The 14,808-nt window shown below is 43.6% G+C and carries 13 protein-coding genes; 5 read left to right on the top strand and 8 right to left on the bottom strand.

Features of this window, described 5'->3' with window-relative positions:
* Positions 1-823: 823 nt before the first annotated feature.
* On the bottom strand, positions 824-1,660 hold the full coding sequence (locus tag L4C35_RS05640; protein WP_428461942.1) for an SDR family oxidoreductase: 837 nt from the start codon (positions 1,658-1,660) through the stop codon (positions 824-826).
* Between the two features lie 304 nt (positions 1,661-1,964).
* Here L4C35_RS05640 and L4C35_RS05635 point away from each other — a divergent pair, with 304 nt between their 5' ends.
* Entirely contained in the window at positions 1,965-2,819 is an 855-nt protein-coding gene (locus L4C35_RS05635) for a MurR/RpiR family transcriptional regulator (RefSeq protein ID WP_428461941.1), read from the top strand.
* Positions 2,820-3,124: 305 nt separating this feature from the next.
* Positions 3,125-4,570, top strand: a complete 1,446-nt coding sequence (gene pyk, locus L4C35_RS05630) for a pyruvate kinase (protein ID WP_428461940.1) — start codon at positions 3,125-3,127, stop codon at positions 4,568-4,570.
* A 140-nt stretch (positions 4,571-4,710) separates the two neighbouring features.
* On the opposite strand, the gene rimJ is transcribed toward pyk, so the two are convergent.
* Positions 4,711-5,289, bottom strand: a complete 579-nt coding sequence (rimJ, locus tag L4C35_RS05625; RefSeq protein WP_428461939.1) for a ribosomal protein S5-alanine N-acetyltransferase — start codon at positions 5,287-5,289, stop codon at positions 4,711-4,713.
* A 22-nt stretch (positions 5,290-5,311) separates the two neighbouring features.
* Between rimJ and L4C35_RS05620 the strand changes: the two genes are divergently transcribed.
* The gene (locus L4C35_RS05620) at positions 5,312-5,797 is read left to right on the top strand and encodes a methylated-DNA--[protein]-cysteine S-methyltransferase (protein ID WP_428461938.1); all 486 of its coding nucleotides are present in this window, start codon (positions 5,312-5,314) and stop codon (positions 5,795-5,797) included.
* Positions 5,798-5,850: 53 nt separating this feature from the next.
* Here the strand turns inward: L4C35_RS05620 and tyrR are convergent, their stop codons facing one another.
* From tyrR to pspA, 6 genes are all read right to left on the bottom strand, one after another.
* Positions 5,851-7,383, bottom strand: coding sequence for a transcriptional regulator TyrR (gene tyrR, locus L4C35_RS05615; RefSeq protein WP_428461937.1), 1,533 nt, complete (start codon positions 7,381-7,383; stop codon positions 5,851-5,853).
* A 306-nt stretch (positions 7,384-7,689) separates the two neighbouring features.
* Positions 7,690-8,730, bottom strand: a complete 1,041-nt coding sequence (locus tag L4C35_RS05610; RefSeq protein ID WP_428461936.1) for a YcjF family protein — start codon at positions 8,728-8,730, stop codon at positions 7,690-7,692.
* Positions 8,727-10,124: a YcjX family GTP-binding protein gene (locus L4C35_RS05605; RefSeq protein ID WP_428461935.1), complete on the bottom strand. Its 1,398-nt coding sequence runs from the start codon at positions 10,122-10,124 to the stop codon at positions 8,727-8,729. Before L4C35_RS05605 ends, L4C35_RS05610 begins: the two co-directional genes overlap by 4 nt.
* Positions 10,125-10,362: 238 nt before the next feature.
* Complete coding sequence (gene pspC, locus L4C35_RS05600) at positions 10,363-10,749, bottom strand: envelope stress response membrane protein PspC (protein ID WP_428461934.1); 387 nt, start codon at positions 10,747-10,749, stop codon at positions 10,363-10,365.
* Positions 10,746-10,976 carry an envelope stress response membrane protein PspB gene (gene pspB / locus L4C35_RS05595; RefSeq protein WP_428461933.1) on the bottom strand — a complete coding sequence of 77 codons (231 nt, stop codon included), beginning with the start codon at positions 10,974-10,976 and terminating at the stop codon, positions 10,746-10,748. Before pspB ends, pspC begins: the two co-directional genes overlap by 4 nt.
* 54 nt (positions 10,977-11,030) lie before the next feature.
* Positions 11,031-11,696, bottom strand: coding sequence for a phage shock protein PspA (gene pspA / locus L4C35_RS05590; protein ID WP_428461964.1), 666 nt, complete (start codon positions 11,694-11,696; stop codon positions 11,031-11,033).
* Between the two features lie 263 nt (positions 11,697-11,959).
* On the opposite strand from pspA, the gene pspF reads away from it, so the two are divergent.
* Both pspF and sapA read left to right on the top strand, forming a co-directional pair.
* Entirely contained in the window at positions 11,960-13,018 is a 1,059-nt protein-coding gene (gene pspF, locus L4C35_RS05585; protein ID WP_428461932.1) for a phage shock protein operon transcriptional activator, read from the top strand.
* A 175-nt stretch (positions 13,019-13,193) separates the two neighbouring features.
* Entirely contained in the window at positions 13,194-14,807 is a 1,614-nt protein-coding gene (sapA, locus tag L4C35_RS05580) for an ABC transporter substrate-binding protein SapA (RefSeq protein WP_428461963.1), read from the top strand.
* Position 14,808: the final 1 nt, after the last annotated feature.

Below are 14,808 nucleotides of genomic sequence, written 5' to 3'. Positions count from 1 at the left end.
GCTCAACAGGAGTATCGAACATCATCGCTTCTTTTAGAACTCGCCAATGATAGTCATGGATAGAGTTGGATGAGCGACCGCATTGACACACAGCGGTGGAATCAGGCTTTAAAGTGATTGTAATTAAAGAATCAGTTTTATGGGACTTTATAATCTGAAAGCCTTCCCAGAAGGAAGATAGGAAAGTATTATTCGACATGAAAACGGTAGTTTTTGGAAGGTTGTGTTTGGCGATGTAACCATACCATTAACTACCGTTTTTGTTTTCAGTTCCCGCTAATCCGCGAAGAACCTTTTTTTTACCCGAAATCCAATGGCGAAGTTAACCAATTGATTTAAAGAGGATTTTAAAAAAATATCAAATCTTTTTTAAATTTATTGGAACCATTCTGAAAACAGTCAGTCTGAATATATGACATTCAAATTAATGGTGATGCAAAAAGATTGTTTTCATCATTAATCATTGATGCCACTGCTGCTAAAACTCCTTATTTTGTGTAAATGCATTATACCGTTTGGTAATCCCGCTGAAGGCTCAGCGGGATTTTTTTATGCGTGGTACACAAAAAAGTTCCCTTCAGCATGAAAAAGCCTTCAAACCATAAAAATACAATTTTTTTGAAATTCTTTTGAACCAACCTCATTTCACAAAGTCATACTATATAGATTGAGATTAATCCTTTACCCATTCTAACTGAATTTAGTTATGAGTAAGTGCTACTGAGTCCTTATGCATTTAATCTTAAACTGCCACTGCTGCTTAAACTCCGAATTTTTGGATATTCACGCTGAGCCCCTTGCTCAGCGTTTTTTTATCTAAAAATTAACACTTAACATCATCTAGCTCCGGCTTTAGCTGCATCAAATCATCTTTTTCTAGTACCAGATTAAGTAGATCGCAAGTCAATGTCGCATCAATTGTTTTGCCACTTTCCCCACATATATCAATAAATTCTGGTACTGCTAATCCAGCAATCTTTGCCATCGCAGTGTAGTAATCTGCTCGAGAAGGATGCTGGCTAGCAGCAAGATGAAAGATATTTTGCTTAGGCTGACAGCGAATAATCGCCGTTATTGCCTGAATACAATCCTGTTGGTGAATGAGGTTCACTGGCGCGCCGCCCTGTTCGATACCCGTACGGCCAGATAAAAATTTAACTGGATGCCTATTGGGTCCAATTAAACCGGCCAACCTCAGTATCGTCACCTTATCACCCCACGACGCTATCAAGCTCTGCTCAATCTCATAATGGGCTTTACCCGATTCAGTGGTAGGCATTGGCAGCGTAGCTTCTGATATCACGCCACTTTGTTCACCATAAACCGCTGTTGTACTAATAAAGATAAGCTGTTGGCACCCTTTCCTTTTTGCTGCAAGGCAGAGTGTCAAAATCGAATCTGTGTAATGTGAAGATAAGCTACCTTTTCGACCTGGTGGAATATTTACGACCATCACATCGCAATCAAACAAGCGATCCAATTCTGATAATGATTCGCTTATTAACGGCAACGTTAGTGGAAACCCCATAATGTCTGCATCACAGAGTGCCTGAATCCCCTCTGGTGTGCGTTTGGTACCTTGTACGATCATTCCCTGCTTTTTTAAATAATAAGCAAGCGGTAGCCCTAACCAACCACAACCACAAATACTGACTTTCATGCTATACCCTTTCGCTCTGTAATAAACATTAATAACCACACTATTAATTTCAAGCTGTAAATTAATTCCTCCAATATGAAATTAAATAACAGAATAAGTGCCAAACTGCGCGTATTTTTACGGATTTCACGCATTTTATTTTCAATTCTGAAAGGGAAAACTCGATCCCTGTCAAATTATAATAAAAAGGAATGCCGATATTGATCGATTCACTAGGAGTAACAATCACAGAGGTAGTATAGTTTCACCATATTGGCTAACTATGTAGTCTTTTGAAACTCAGTAACGAAGCGCGGTAATCTCGATGAATACCCTAGAAAAAATTCAAAAAAATTTAGATAACTTCAGTAAGTCTGAACGTAAAGTTGCAGAAGTTATCATTGCTTCCCCGCAAACTGCTATTCACTCCAGCATTGCAACATTAGCCAAAATGGCTGACGTGAGTGAGCCAACGGTAAACCGTTTTTGTCGCCGCTTAGACACAAAAGGCTTTCCCGATTTTAAATTGCATTTAGCACAAAGCCTTGCAAATGGTACGCCTTATGTGAACCGCAACGTTGAAGAAAATGACGGCCCAGATGCTTACACATCAAAAATTTTCGAATCAACAATGGCGTGTTTGGATGTTGCTAAAAATAGCTTAGAACCTTTGCAAGTAAATCGCGCGGTTGATCTACTTACTCAGGCAAAGAAAATCTCGTTTTTTGGTCTTGGCGCATCAGCTTCTGTTGCGCATGATGCACAGAACAAGTTTTTCCGCTTTAACATCCCGGTCGTTTGTTTTGACGATATAGTGATGCAGCGCATGAGTGTAATTAACTGCAGCGACGGCGATGTCGTGGTTGTTATCTCGCATACTGGGCGCACGAAAAGCTTGGTCGAAATTGCTCGTATGGCTCGCGAAAATGGTGCAACGGTAATTGGTATCACAGCTAAAGACTCACCACTGGATCACGAATGCTCGCTGTCTATTTGTCTGGATGTACCTGAAGACACGGATATTTATATGCCAATGGCAAGCCGCGTTGTACAAATGACGGTAATTGATGTGTTAGCCACGGGCTTTACACTACGCCGCGGTGCGGGTTTTCGTGAAAACCTAAAACGCGTAAAAGATTCGCTGAAAGACTCTCGTTTCTCTAAACAAGATCTTATTTAAGCCTAAATAACCACGTGTTACATTATCCCTAAAAGGCATGCATATATATTCATGCCTTTTTGTTTTTTTCTGCCAAACTTCCACCCTAGTCTCTCTCTGTAACCACTACACTTACATCATTGAATAAACTGCCACTGAAAATCATTTTTATTTCATCCATTGCATGTATATTTCTTACAGTTTATTGATGAATAACAACGAACATTCCGCTCGTCTTGTAGTAATATTTCAAATAGATAAATGGTTTCAACTGGCCCGTTCCTAACCAGTCCATTTTTCTTTATGAATCTTAAATGGAGTTCCCAATGTCTGATAGGCTAAGACGCACTAAAATCGTAACTACTCTGGGTCCAGCAACTGACCGTGATAACAATCTTGAAAAGATTATCGCGGCTGGTGCTAACGTTGTTCGTATGAACTTCTCTCACGGTAGCCCTGAAGATCATATCCAACGTACTAAAACTGTACGTGAAATTGCGGCTAAGCTCGGCAAACACGTCGCTATTCTAGGTGACCTACAAGGCCCTAAAATTCGTGTTTCAACATTTAAAGACAACAAAATTCAACTCGCTATTGGTGATAAATTTACACTTGATAGCGATCTGCCAAAAGGCGAAGGTAGCCAAGACGCAGTTGGCCTTGACTACAAAGAACTGCCAAAAGATGTAACGACTGGAGATGTTCTATTACTTGACGATGGCCGCGTGCAACTGCGTGTTGTCGCTGTTGAAGGTAATAAAGTTCACACTGAAGTTACTGTTGGAGGCCCTTTATCAAACAATAAAGGCATCAACAAACAAGGTGGCGGCCTATCAGCAGAAGCACTGACTGATAAAGATAAAGCCGACATCTTAACGGCTGCTGCAATGAAAGTTGATTACCTTGCTGTTTCGTTCCCGCGTAACGGTGAAGATATGAAATATGCGCGTCGCTTAGCTGTTGATGCTGGCCTTGAAGCTAAGCTAGTTGCGAAAGTAGAACGTGCAGAATCAGTAGCAACAACAGAAGCGATGGATGACATCATCTTAGCGTCTGATGCTGTAATGGTTGCTCGTGGTGACCTCGGCGTTGAAATCGGTGACCCTGAGCTTGTAGGCGTTCAGAAGAAGCTGATCCGTCGCGCTCGTAGCCTGAACCGCACGGTTATTACTGCGACGCAAATGATGGAATCAATGATCACTAGCCCAATGCCAACACGTGCTGAAGTGATGGATGTGGCGAATGCGGTTCTTGATGGTACGGATGCAGTAATGCTATCGGCTGAAACTGCAGCGGGTGATTTCCCCGTTGAAACCGTAACGGCAATGGCAAGCGTATGTCTTGGAGCTGAAAAAGAGCCAAGCATCAATGTTTCAAACCACCGCCTAGCACGTCGCTTTGAATCACCAGAAGAAACCATTGCAATGTCTACCATGTACGCAGCTAACCACATGGAAGGCGTTAAAGCGATGGTAACAATGACTGAATCTGGCCGTACGCCACTGATGATGTCTCGTATTTCTTCGGGCTTACCTATTTTCGCAATGTCACGTAATGAAAGCACATTAAACCGTGCGGCACTGTTCCGTGGTGTTACACCGATCTTCTTCGATCGTGAAAGCGATGCAGGTCTTGATGCAGCTAAACACGCCGTTGTTGTGCTGAAAGAGCAAAACTACCTTGCAACGGGTGATCTTGTGATCATCACTCAAGGTGATGTGATGGACACGGTTGGTTCAACCAACAATATGCGTATTTTAACTGTTGAGTAATACTCGGCGATCGCAAAGCAACGCTTAAATCCAAAGGGCTTGCACAGTGCAAGCCCTTTTTATACCAATCACATTAATTAACTAAGCAAATATTACGCAGGAAAAACACAGTTAACTAGACATAGATTACTGTCGATCATTTAGGGCATTTTCCAATTGGGATTTATTTTCGACGTCAAAACGTGGTCTTCCCACTTGCCATTAATTAATAGGTAATCTTTGGCATACCCTTCTTTTTCAAAACCGAGAGATTCCAATACTTTTTCGCTTTTCGCATTACGGGGCATATAACCTGCTATAACACGATGAAAATTCTGCTCTTCAAACACCCATTGTACCGTTGCTGCCACAGCACGACGCATAATACCTTGGCCTTGGTAATGCTCACCTAATGAGTAACCAACATGGCATGCATGAAAAGGATGTTTAACTAAGTTACTGAAATTCACGACACCGCAAATTTCATCACTTCCCGCTTTGAGAATAATAAAATAGTACGCAAGATGATGTTTCTGCAATTCTGTCAGCTGGATTAAACGCTTTTCCCACCCAGCTAAAGTATAAAAGTGCTCCTCGCGTAAAGGTTCCCAAGGTTGAAGATAGGATCGGTTTTTTTGATAATAGGCTGTAATCTGCTCAGCATCTTTGTTAGCAATCAGACGAATTTTCAGATCATCGACTGCTAAATTTGATGAACGGTTTATAATAGAATTAAACAAATTAGTCCCTTAAGCCGTAACTATGTATTTCGACTATCTTGATACTGATATTGGTAGAATTTTCTTGTTGGCAGACTCACAAGGTCTTCGCCAACTCACCATTTGTAGCCCTGGTTTTTGCCCCGATAAGAGCTGGGAACATAAACCAACCCAAATGCAGCCCTATATTCATGAGCTCACCGAGTATTTCAAAGGAAAAAGAAAAGAGTTCACCTTTCCTATCGCTCCGCAAGGCACAAGCTTTCAAATTAAAGTATGGCAAGCACTTCGCCATATTCCGTTTAATCAACACCAAACCAACCTGCAAATTGCGCAGCAACTCGGCTTGCCACATGCCGCCAGTGCAGTGGGAATGGCCAGAAATGTAAACCCAATCCCTATCGTTATTCCTTGCCACCGCATTGCGAGTAACGTCTCTTCCCGCTATCACTTTGGTGATGATGTTATTCAACAATTACATGCCCTTGAAACGGGGCAACTTGCGTTGATTTCTACCCATAAAGAATAGATAAATGTAGCATCGTGATAGGTAGTTGTCCGATGGCGACTACCTAGCAGTGACTACTTGTTAATTTGATACTCACGCAGCTTATTCGCCACAGCAGTATGCGAGACACCAAGCCTTTTTGCCAATTTGCGGGTTGACGGGTAGCTCTTATACAAATTATTCAAAATACCCGACTCGTACCGCTTCATGATGTCATCTAAAGATCCATCAAGAATTTCGTCACTAATGATGCTGGTGGTTTCATTTTCAGGTAATTGAATATCTTCAATTTCCAGCTCCTCACTATCCACTTGAGTCATTGCGCGAAACAATACATTTCTGAGCTGACGAATATTTCCAGGCCAAGCATATTGGCTCAGATACTGTGCCAATTTATCGGAGATATTTGGTTTTGGCTGTTGCAGCTCTTGGGCAAATTGCGATAAGAATAAATCAGCAAGTGGGACAATATCTGCGGTGCGTTCACGTAGTGGCGGTACGACTAACGCCAGCACATTAAGACGGTAATATAAATCTTCGCGAAATTGCCCAGCCGTGATCAAATCGGGTAATTTCTTTTGGGTTGAACAAATAACGCGTAAATCAACCTTAATTTCATGCTCTTCGCCCACACGACGGAAGGTGCCATCTTGTAAAAAACGTAACAGTTTGATTTGAAGGTGCGCCGACATTTCACCGATTTCATACAAGAAAACCGTACCGCCATCCGCTTGTTCAAATATCCCTTTTTTGCTGGGCTCGGTTGCACTACCTGCAAAACCAAAGAGCTCAGTCTCCGCAGCGTTATCAGGCATAGAGACACAGTTCACCACCATAAAAGGTTGGTCACGGCGAACAGAGCGCTGATGACACGCCCGCGCCAACATTTCTTTACCTGTACCTGTTTCACCTTGGATCAATAACGGCGCATCAAGCAAGGCGAGTTTTTTCGCTTGGGATAGCAGATGCTTAAAACGAGATGACTGACCAACAAGGTGCTCAAAGCCATTATCGCCGCTGATCTTACGCATCGCGATTGGCATTTTTGCTTCCGACAGCGATTTAAGCAGCACCACAGCACTCGCCATGACCGACTCTTCATTATCATCCGTCACAAATACTGGCATGATTTCCATCATGTAATCTAAGCCAGAAATCACCACCATTTCACTGCGATGCTCACCGGCTTGATTTTCCAACCACTGCTGAAAATTAAAGCCCAGAATGGTTTGAATCGTCTCACCCAATATCTCTTCACGCTGCTTGGCGATTAAACGCTCAGCCGCTTCATTGGCTAGATCGATCTTGCCGTGAAGGTTAATTGAAAAAACTGGATCAGGTAGCGTTTCTAATAAGGCGCTTAGCTCTTTATGCTCACGTTCGCTAGGCATAAACTGAATTTTTCGCACATCGGTGACACCATCAAGTTGGCGTATTTGTGACATTAATTGACTGAATTGCTCGAACTCAATCTCAGGGCAATTTAAATAAATGATGCCAATGCGATCAATTTCAATTCCGCGAAGATCAATCTGCTGATTGGTCAGAATATCCAGTAATTCACGGGTTATTCCTAAGCGATCTTCACAAAAGACTTGTAGCCTCATATTTTCCACTCCAAAAGTGTCAACTATTCCTGACAGTTGAAGTGTGCGTCGATGTGTAATTTGAGTCAAGTAGAGCCTGATAACCTGTAACAATTATCGAGTTAAATGTGCTCAAGATCAGCTAAGCGAGTCAAAATCTGACTGCTGTCGCCGACTTCAGCAACATGGCACATTCAGCAAGTAAATATGAGTAAACTAAATCAAAGTCAGATCGAGATATATCGTCCGAAAAAATAGCAGACGAGAAAAAGGCAACTCGAGGTTGCCTTTAAACTCAATATTGAAATATGTCGCGTATGTTATAAATTACGCATCATCTTGTTTCTTGGTTAATTGCGCTAATAAGTCGCGACGTATTTCACCCAGTTTGGGCTGGGTTCCCTCTTGCCATGGTAGCGGACGCATTAATGCCATCGCCTTTAGGCCAAGTCTTGCGGTCAATAGTCCAATCCCCACACCTTGAGCGACACGGGTAGAAACACGACCAGCGATATCCATCGACAGCATATTCATGCCTGTATCAGCAACCACCTCACTGGCTCCTGCCAGCGCCATATTAGTCAGTACTAGCTTCACTAAACGAATGCGCGACCAATAACCGAGCTCTACCCCATAAACAGTAGAAATTTGCTCGATCAAGCGAAAGTTACGCCAAGCCACCAGCAACATGTCAGCAATGGCTAATGGACTTAATGCCACCATTAATGCCGCTTCGCTCGAATATTTACTGACTAAGCGACGAGCAAGTTTATCTTGTTGTGACATCACCATTTGATCATAAAGTACGATAACTTCACGGTCGTTATGAGTCGCTGCTAACGATTGTTGCCAACGATCATACCCTGCATGTTCACTATGAATGCCACTTTGCTTAGCAAGCTTGGTGCAAAATGCCTTACCCTGCCCCATACCATCAGCATCCAATAATGCTTGGGCTTGATCGCGCTCTGTTTGGCGTTGCTTAAGGCGGCGTAATTTAAACAATTCGCGCCCTAAAGCTGTGATACCCATGGTGGCGATTGCCGCAGTAATGCCGCTCCACCCCAATGCTAGCCAGTCACCACCTTGGTAAGCAGTAACCACATAATCGACCGTTTGCCAGCCCACCATAGCGGCACCTGCCACCAGCAAGCCTTTAAACCAACCGCTACTTTTCTTTGACTTGGCCAGCGTTCTTTCTAAATCCTTTTCAAGGCTAATATCGGTATCAGCCTCTGGTGTCGTTTCAGGCAGAAAGGTATTGTCGCCAGCAAATTTAAGTTGGCTATTTAACTCAAGATCAATCTCGGCCTCTTGAGGTTCATCAAACACGACTTTTCTTTTTAAGTCTTGAGGTTGTTGGCTCATTGTAATTTGTCCCCCAATAAATACTCCAGCGCCTTATCCATACGGATATGTGGCAATGGTTCATCATTTTGTTGTGCTAACGGCCTGAAATTCACAAAATCAAACCCGTTCTGTTCCCAATAATTCTCATTCGGCAGCCGACGCGGCACTTCACCAGGATAAATTGTCTGAGGCTGCTCATCGAGTGTATGCCCTCTTAATGCGGGCATCTGCTGACCGTGGTAAGACACAAAACCAGGTTCAGTCGCTTGAATGGAAGACAAGCTCACACAATCCATTTTAATGCCTTCAAACGAGGCCGTTTGCCACGCTTCATTGACCATCTGTTGCAGCAAACTCACTAAATTCGGGTGCTGTTCTGGCGTCACATGATCCGCTTTTGTCGCTGCAAACAGTACTTTATCTATTCGTGGAGAGAACAACCTGCGCATCAGCGAACTACGGCCATATTTAAAGCTTTGCATCAATTGATCGAGCGCTTGACGCATATCATTAAACGACTCTGGCCCTGCGTTTAATGGCTGAAGGCAATCAACCAAAATAATTTGACGATCAAACTTCGAAAAGTGATCCCGATAAAACGCTTTCACCACATGCTGCTGGTAATACTTATAACGTTGCTCAAGCATGGCAAAGTTACTGTGCTCATCCGCCTGCGCTAATTCAGCTTCACTGTGATGCTGTAGCCACGCAAAAGGGAAAAACTGTAATACTGGGGCGCCCGCTAATTCGCCAGGAAGAACAAATCGGCCAGGCTGTACCCAATGTAAACCACCTTCTGATTTACACGCATAGAGATAATCAGTAAACGCTTTAGAAATAGCTTCTATTTGCGCTTCATCCGCAGGAGCAAAGGGATCTAACTCAGCCCCTAATGTCAGCCAGTCTTGAGCCAGCGCCTCTCGCTGCCCTTTCATCAATTTGGCTTGCTGTGCCGACCACTCGATAAAGTTCATGTCGAGCAGAGGTAAATCCAATAACCACTCACCAGGGTAATCAACAATATCAAGGTAAAGTGTTGCCGTATCTTGCAGCAGTTTCATTGGCCCTTTTTGAGGCTTATAACGCAAAGCTAGGCGAGTTTGGCTAACATCTCGCGTTGGATCGGGCCACGCTGGCGGGGTTGACAATAACGCACTCATCCCTTCATCGTACGCAAACTTTGGTACATGTAAATCAAGCTGTGGAACACGCTTAGCACCTAATAAGTATCCGTCACGTACTGCTGTAAACAATGGCAAACGTGGATTTGTGCTAACGTGCATCAGCTGATTAATCAACGAGGTGATAAAGGCCGTTTTCCCCGCACGGGATAACCCTGTTACAGCCAAACGAACATGGCGATCTAAGCTGCGATTCACCAGTTTATTAAATTCATTACCAATTCGGTTCATAGCTATTCCTGCGAAAGAGCAAAGGCAACAATGCGGCAATCAATGCGTTAGCCTGCTGATGAAATAAATTTTATCGTAGTGAAGGTTAACCTTGGATGAATGAATTTATCCGCTTCTATTCAGGTTGAGCGAATAACGTGTAAAGCGCCAAAGTACACATCAAGCAATAAACAACAAACGATAAACGATAAAAAACGAAAAGCAGGCCTAAGCCTGCTTTCAATTAAGGGTGATAAGCTTACAAGTTCTTGAATTCACGCTGAACATTGAAGGTGGAAGACGTCACATACGCTTCAATATCACGTACATTCTTTTCAATGTCATCCAGTTCAAGCTCAACATTGTGCAGGACTTGCTCTGGCGGTAAACCCGCCTGCCATGATTTCTGCTTCACATTATGTTCTTTATAAACATACTGCTGTTGGCTTCGATCTTCTGGCATCTTATCGAGAATTAAGCATGCCGCTACGTAAGCCACCAATACCACAAAGCCTAATCCCAATAAAAATGCAGACACGGTAAGAATACGGACTAGCCAGACCTCTAGGCCAAAGTACTCCGCAACACCAGCGCAAACACCACCTAACTTGCCATTTTTGGGGTCACGATAAAGCATTTTGCTCATTGCTTATGCCTCCACTGTGGTGCCTCTGCATCTAGAATTTTTTCCAGCGTTACAATACGCGTTTGCATCTGTTCTGCACGAACAACGAGCGCCTGTAGTTTTTCTTGATCCTCGCTGGATAACCCTTGTGATGCATGACGCTTACTTCGGTAATGTAAAATCAGCCACAATGGGGCGACCACCACCATGAACACAATTAATGGAGCAGCAATAAATCCCATCGACATTCGTTATCTCCTTTTCGCGCAGCAAAACATATTCCAATCAATATAAAGGCTATCTTACTCTTTATCCTTAATATTTGCTTTGAGGCGCGCTAACTCTTTTTCAATTTCATCTTGTGCTTGTAGATCAGCAAATTCTTGCTCTAAGTTTTTACCACGACCTAGGTTGTAACTATCAGCTTCCGCTTCCATTTCATCGATACGGCGCTCGTATTGTTCAAACTTCGACATGGCTTCATCAACTTTACCTGTATCAAGCTGGCGACGAACATCACGACGATTACCTGCGGTTTTGTGGCGCATCACTAATGCTTGCTGACGAGCGCGAGTTTCTTGCAGCTTACGCTCTAGCTCTGCCACTTCACCCGACAATTTATTGATTGTGTCTTCAACCAACTTGTACTCTTCGTTCAGTGTTAATACCACATCGCTAAGTTTTTGTTTTTCAATCAAAGCAGCACGCGCCAAATCATCGCGACCTTTTTGCAGCGCTAGACTGGCTTTTTGCTGCCAATCATCCGCTTGTGCTTGTAGTGACTCAATACGACGGTGTAGTTCTTTCTTATCAGCCAAAGCACGTGCAGAAGAGGTACGCACTTCGACTAATGTATCTTCCATTTCCTGAATAATCAGGCGAATCATTTTTTGTGGATCTTCGGCTTTATCTAGCAGTGAATTAACGTTCGCGTTCACGATATCTGCAAAGCGTGAAAAAATACCCATCATTTCTCTCCTCGTTGAATGGATGAATGCGAATAACCTTATCGGCTTGGTGCACCCATCAAAAACTGTGTTGTCCAAAAGATATTCAACAAGCTGAGTGTAAATCTGGTTCAATTAATCAGCTGACTCACTTGTCATGCCTATAGATATATCAAGTGTCGTGCCAACTTTTTATTTATTAATAATCATACACTTAACTTTGCCTTTCATTTAATGCACTGCTAAGGTATGGATTATTACGCCAACAGTTAGCGAGATTAACCATGCAAAAACAGGATAATTTAATTGGTGAGTCTGAAGCCTTTCTCAGTGTACTCGACAGTGCATCACGGCTTGCCTCTTTGAATCGACCACTGCTAATCCTTGGGGAGCGAGGAACAGGTAAAGAGTTAATTGCTCAGCGAATCCATTACTTATCAAAACGTTGGGATCAGCCATTAGTCACACTGAACTGCGCGGCATTGAGTGAAGGTGTGATTGACTCGGAGTTATTTGGCCATGAAGCAGGGGCTTTTACCGGGGCAAAAGGCCGCCATCAAGGTCGCTTTGAACGTGCTGAAGAAGGGACGCTTTTTCTCGATGAACTTGCAACCGCTCCGCTTGGCGTACAAGAAAAATTATTACGCGTAATAGAATACGGTGAGTACGAGCGAGTTGGCGGCAGTAAAACCTGTCAAGCTAATGTTCGTTTGATCTGTGCGACCAATGCAGATTTGCCCCAACTAGCACGTGACGGTAAGTTTCGATCCGATCTATTGGATCGGTTAGCTTTTGATATTATTCATTTACCCCCGCTGCGCGAACGCCAAGAAGACATTCTACCTTTAGCTGAATACTATGCCGTGCGGATGTGCCGAGAAATGGGTTACGGCTATTTTGCTGGATTTACTTACCCAGCTCGCCGAGCGCTACTCGATTATCACTGGCCGGGCAACATTCGGGAATTAAAAAATGTGGTTGAACGATCTGTCTTTCGCCATAGCCAAGAAGATATTCCTGTTGATGAGATTATTACCGATCCATTCACACCACCTTGGCATGATAATAACGACTCAAAAGCGGACTTACCCTCTACTCACATTGAATCAGCGGATCAAGCCGATAACGCATCAACAGCAATTGGTGAGACTGCACTACCCAGCTTACCTATCGATTTTCGACAATGGCAACAACAACAAGAAGTCAGTGTTATTCAGCACGCCTTAAAACAAGCGCAGTTCAACCAACGGCGAGCCGCTGATCAATTAGGTTTGAGCTACCATCAATTGAGGGGACTGCTAAGAAAATATCAACTTGTTGGAAGCGAGCCGAATAATAATTAGGCAAGAAAACAAACAAGGTTAATCTTGACCATAAAAATTAGCGATATTATGCCTCTGGTTTCCTCGTAATATGGCTAAAACACAATAATTTCAGTGGTTATTATCACTGCTGACTTGGTGCTAAGGAGAGAAAGTGATAAATTTGGATGCTTATTTTCACAAATACCCTTTCCTTATGAACGTCTTTAGTCGTTGCCTGCTCGCTTGTTGGGGGCTGGTTAGCTTAGTTGGCTGCCAAGAACCTACCCAAGACAGTAATACGCGCAGCCGAGGTTTCATTTATTGTGGGCAAACTACGCCAACAACCTTTAACCCTCAGCTAACCGACAGTGGGCTCACTGCCGACACCTTAGCCGCTCAGCTTTTTGATCGCTTATTGCAGCTCGATCCTGTCAGCCACCAGCCGCTGCCAGGGCTCGCACGTAGCTGGGATATCAGTGCTGATGGTTTAGTCTATACCTTTCACTTACGAAGCGGCATCGAATTTCAAACCACACCTTGGTTTAAACCAACACGGCCACTCAACGCACAAGATGTTGTGTTTAGTTTTAAGCGTGTTATCGAACCAAACCACCCTTTCTATCAAGTTTCTGGTGGGCGATACCCATGGTTTGAAAGCATAGGCTTTAGTCATCTGATTAAAGATATCGTCGTCACGGATACCAACACGGTTACCTTTACGCTAAATCGCCCTGATAACGCTTTCTTGGCAAACTTAGCGACAACCTATGCGGTGATTTATTCACAAGAATACGGCCAGCAGCTGCTAAAGGCAGGGCAACTTGACCAGCTAGACATGAAGCCAATCGGAACAGGGCCATTTTATTTAGATTCTTATGTCCCAAATAATGTCATCCGCTTGAAGCGTCATTGGGGCTATTGGCGCGGCGCGGCGCCCATGGAGCAAGTCATTTTTGATATCGCTTCACACGGCACAGGCGATCTTGCCAAATTACTGAGCAAGGAATGTGATGTTCTATCGTCACCTGTTGCCAGCCAATTACCGGTTATTTCAGACGATCCTAATTTTGAACTACTCGCTCAAACAGGCATGAATGTCGCTTTTCTTGCTTTCAACAACGATCAAAAAGCACTGATGGATCCTAAAGTTCGCCAAGCAATCAATGCCGCAATTAATCGAGAAAACCTGCTTAACTCGGTATATTACGGCACGGGGACAGAAGCAAAAAGTCTATTGCCTCCGATGTCTTGGGCATACAATCATACTAGCCAAGCATTAGGCTATGATCCTAAGTTAGCTCGCTCTCTATTAAAAGAAGCGGGGATTGAGCCTGGCATGCGCTTAAATTTATTAGTGCCTCTCGATCCTCGACCTTATAACCCGAGTCCGAAGAAAACGGCGGAGCTGATTCAGGCCGATCTTGCTGCTGTTGGCATTATTGTTAATGTCACGCTAGAAAAACAAGATCGTATCAGTGCCATCAGTAATGGTTTTGATATGGTATTAACAGGTTGGATTGCTGATAACGGCGACCCTGATAACTTCTTACGGCCACTTCTTTCTTGCGACGCAAAGCAAGCAGGGTTGAATGTGGCTAACTGGTGTAATCTTTCGTTCGACAATTTGTTAGAGCTCGCCTCTCGCACCAACCAACTTGAACAGCGTGTTAGCTACTACCACCACGCTCAAAATATTATCGACCAAGAAGTACCCATAGTCCCACTGGCACATGGCGTACATTTCCAAGTTCACCATCGTTCCCTTGGTGGCCTACAGATGAGTCCATTCGGTACGCGTTCTTTTTCTAGCGTGTACCGAAGCGAGTAAT

This window comes from Photobacterium kagoshimensis, assembly GCF_050337045.1.
GTDB lineage: Bacteria > Pseudomonadota > Gammaproteobacteria > Enterobacterales > Vibrionaceae > Photobacterium > Photobacterium kagoshimensis.
The sequence above is the reverse complement of the archived record's forward strand: the minus strand, read 5'-3'. Positions and strand labels throughout refer to the sequence as shown.

Coding starts and splice junctions, on each gene's coding strand:
- pspF (WP_428461932.1), top strand. CDS start 11,960: ATGCAAAAACAGGATAATTTAATTGGTGAGTCTGAAGCCTTTCTCAGT.
- pspC (WP_428461934.1), bottom strand. CDS start 10,749: ATGAGCAAAATGCTTTATCGTGACCCCAAAAATGGCAAGTTAGGTGGT.
- pyk (WP_428461940.1), top strand. CDS start 3,125: ATGTCTGATAGGCTAAGACGCACTAAAATCGTAACTACTCTGGGTCCA.
- L4C35_RS05620 (WP_428461938.1), top strand. CDS start 5,312: ATGTATTTCGACTATCTTGATACTGATATTGGTAGAATTTTCTTGTTG.
- L4C35_RS05635 (WP_428461941.1), top strand. CDS start 1,965: ATGAATACCCTAGAAAAAATTCAAAAAAATTTAGATAACTTCAGTAAG.
- L4C35_RS05610 (WP_428461936.1), bottom strand. CDS start 8,730: ATGAGCCAACAACCTCAAGACTTAAAAAGAAAAGTCGTGTTTGATGAA.
- tyrR (WP_428461937.1), bottom strand. CDS start 7,383: ATGAGGCTACAAGTCTTTTGTGAAGATCGCTTAGGAATAACCCGTGAA.
- L4C35_RS05605 (WP_428461935.1), bottom strand. CDS start 10,124: ATGAACCGAATTGGTAATGAATTTAATAAACTGGTGAATCGCAGCTTA.
- pspA (WP_428461964.1), bottom strand. CDS start 11,696: ATGGGTATTTTTTCACGCTTTGCAGATATCGTGAACGCGAACGTTAAT.
- sapA (WP_428461963.1), top strand. CDS start 13,194: ATGAACGTCTTTAGTCGTTGCCTGCTCGCTTGTTGGGGGCTGGTTAGC.
- L4C35_RS05640 (WP_428461942.1), bottom strand. CDS start 1,660: ATGAAAGTCAGTATTTGTGGTTGTGGTTGGTTAGGGCTACCGCTTGCT.
- pspB (WP_428461933.1), bottom strand. CDS start 10,976: ATGTCGATGGGATTTATTGCTGCTCCATTAATTGTGTTCATGGTGGTG.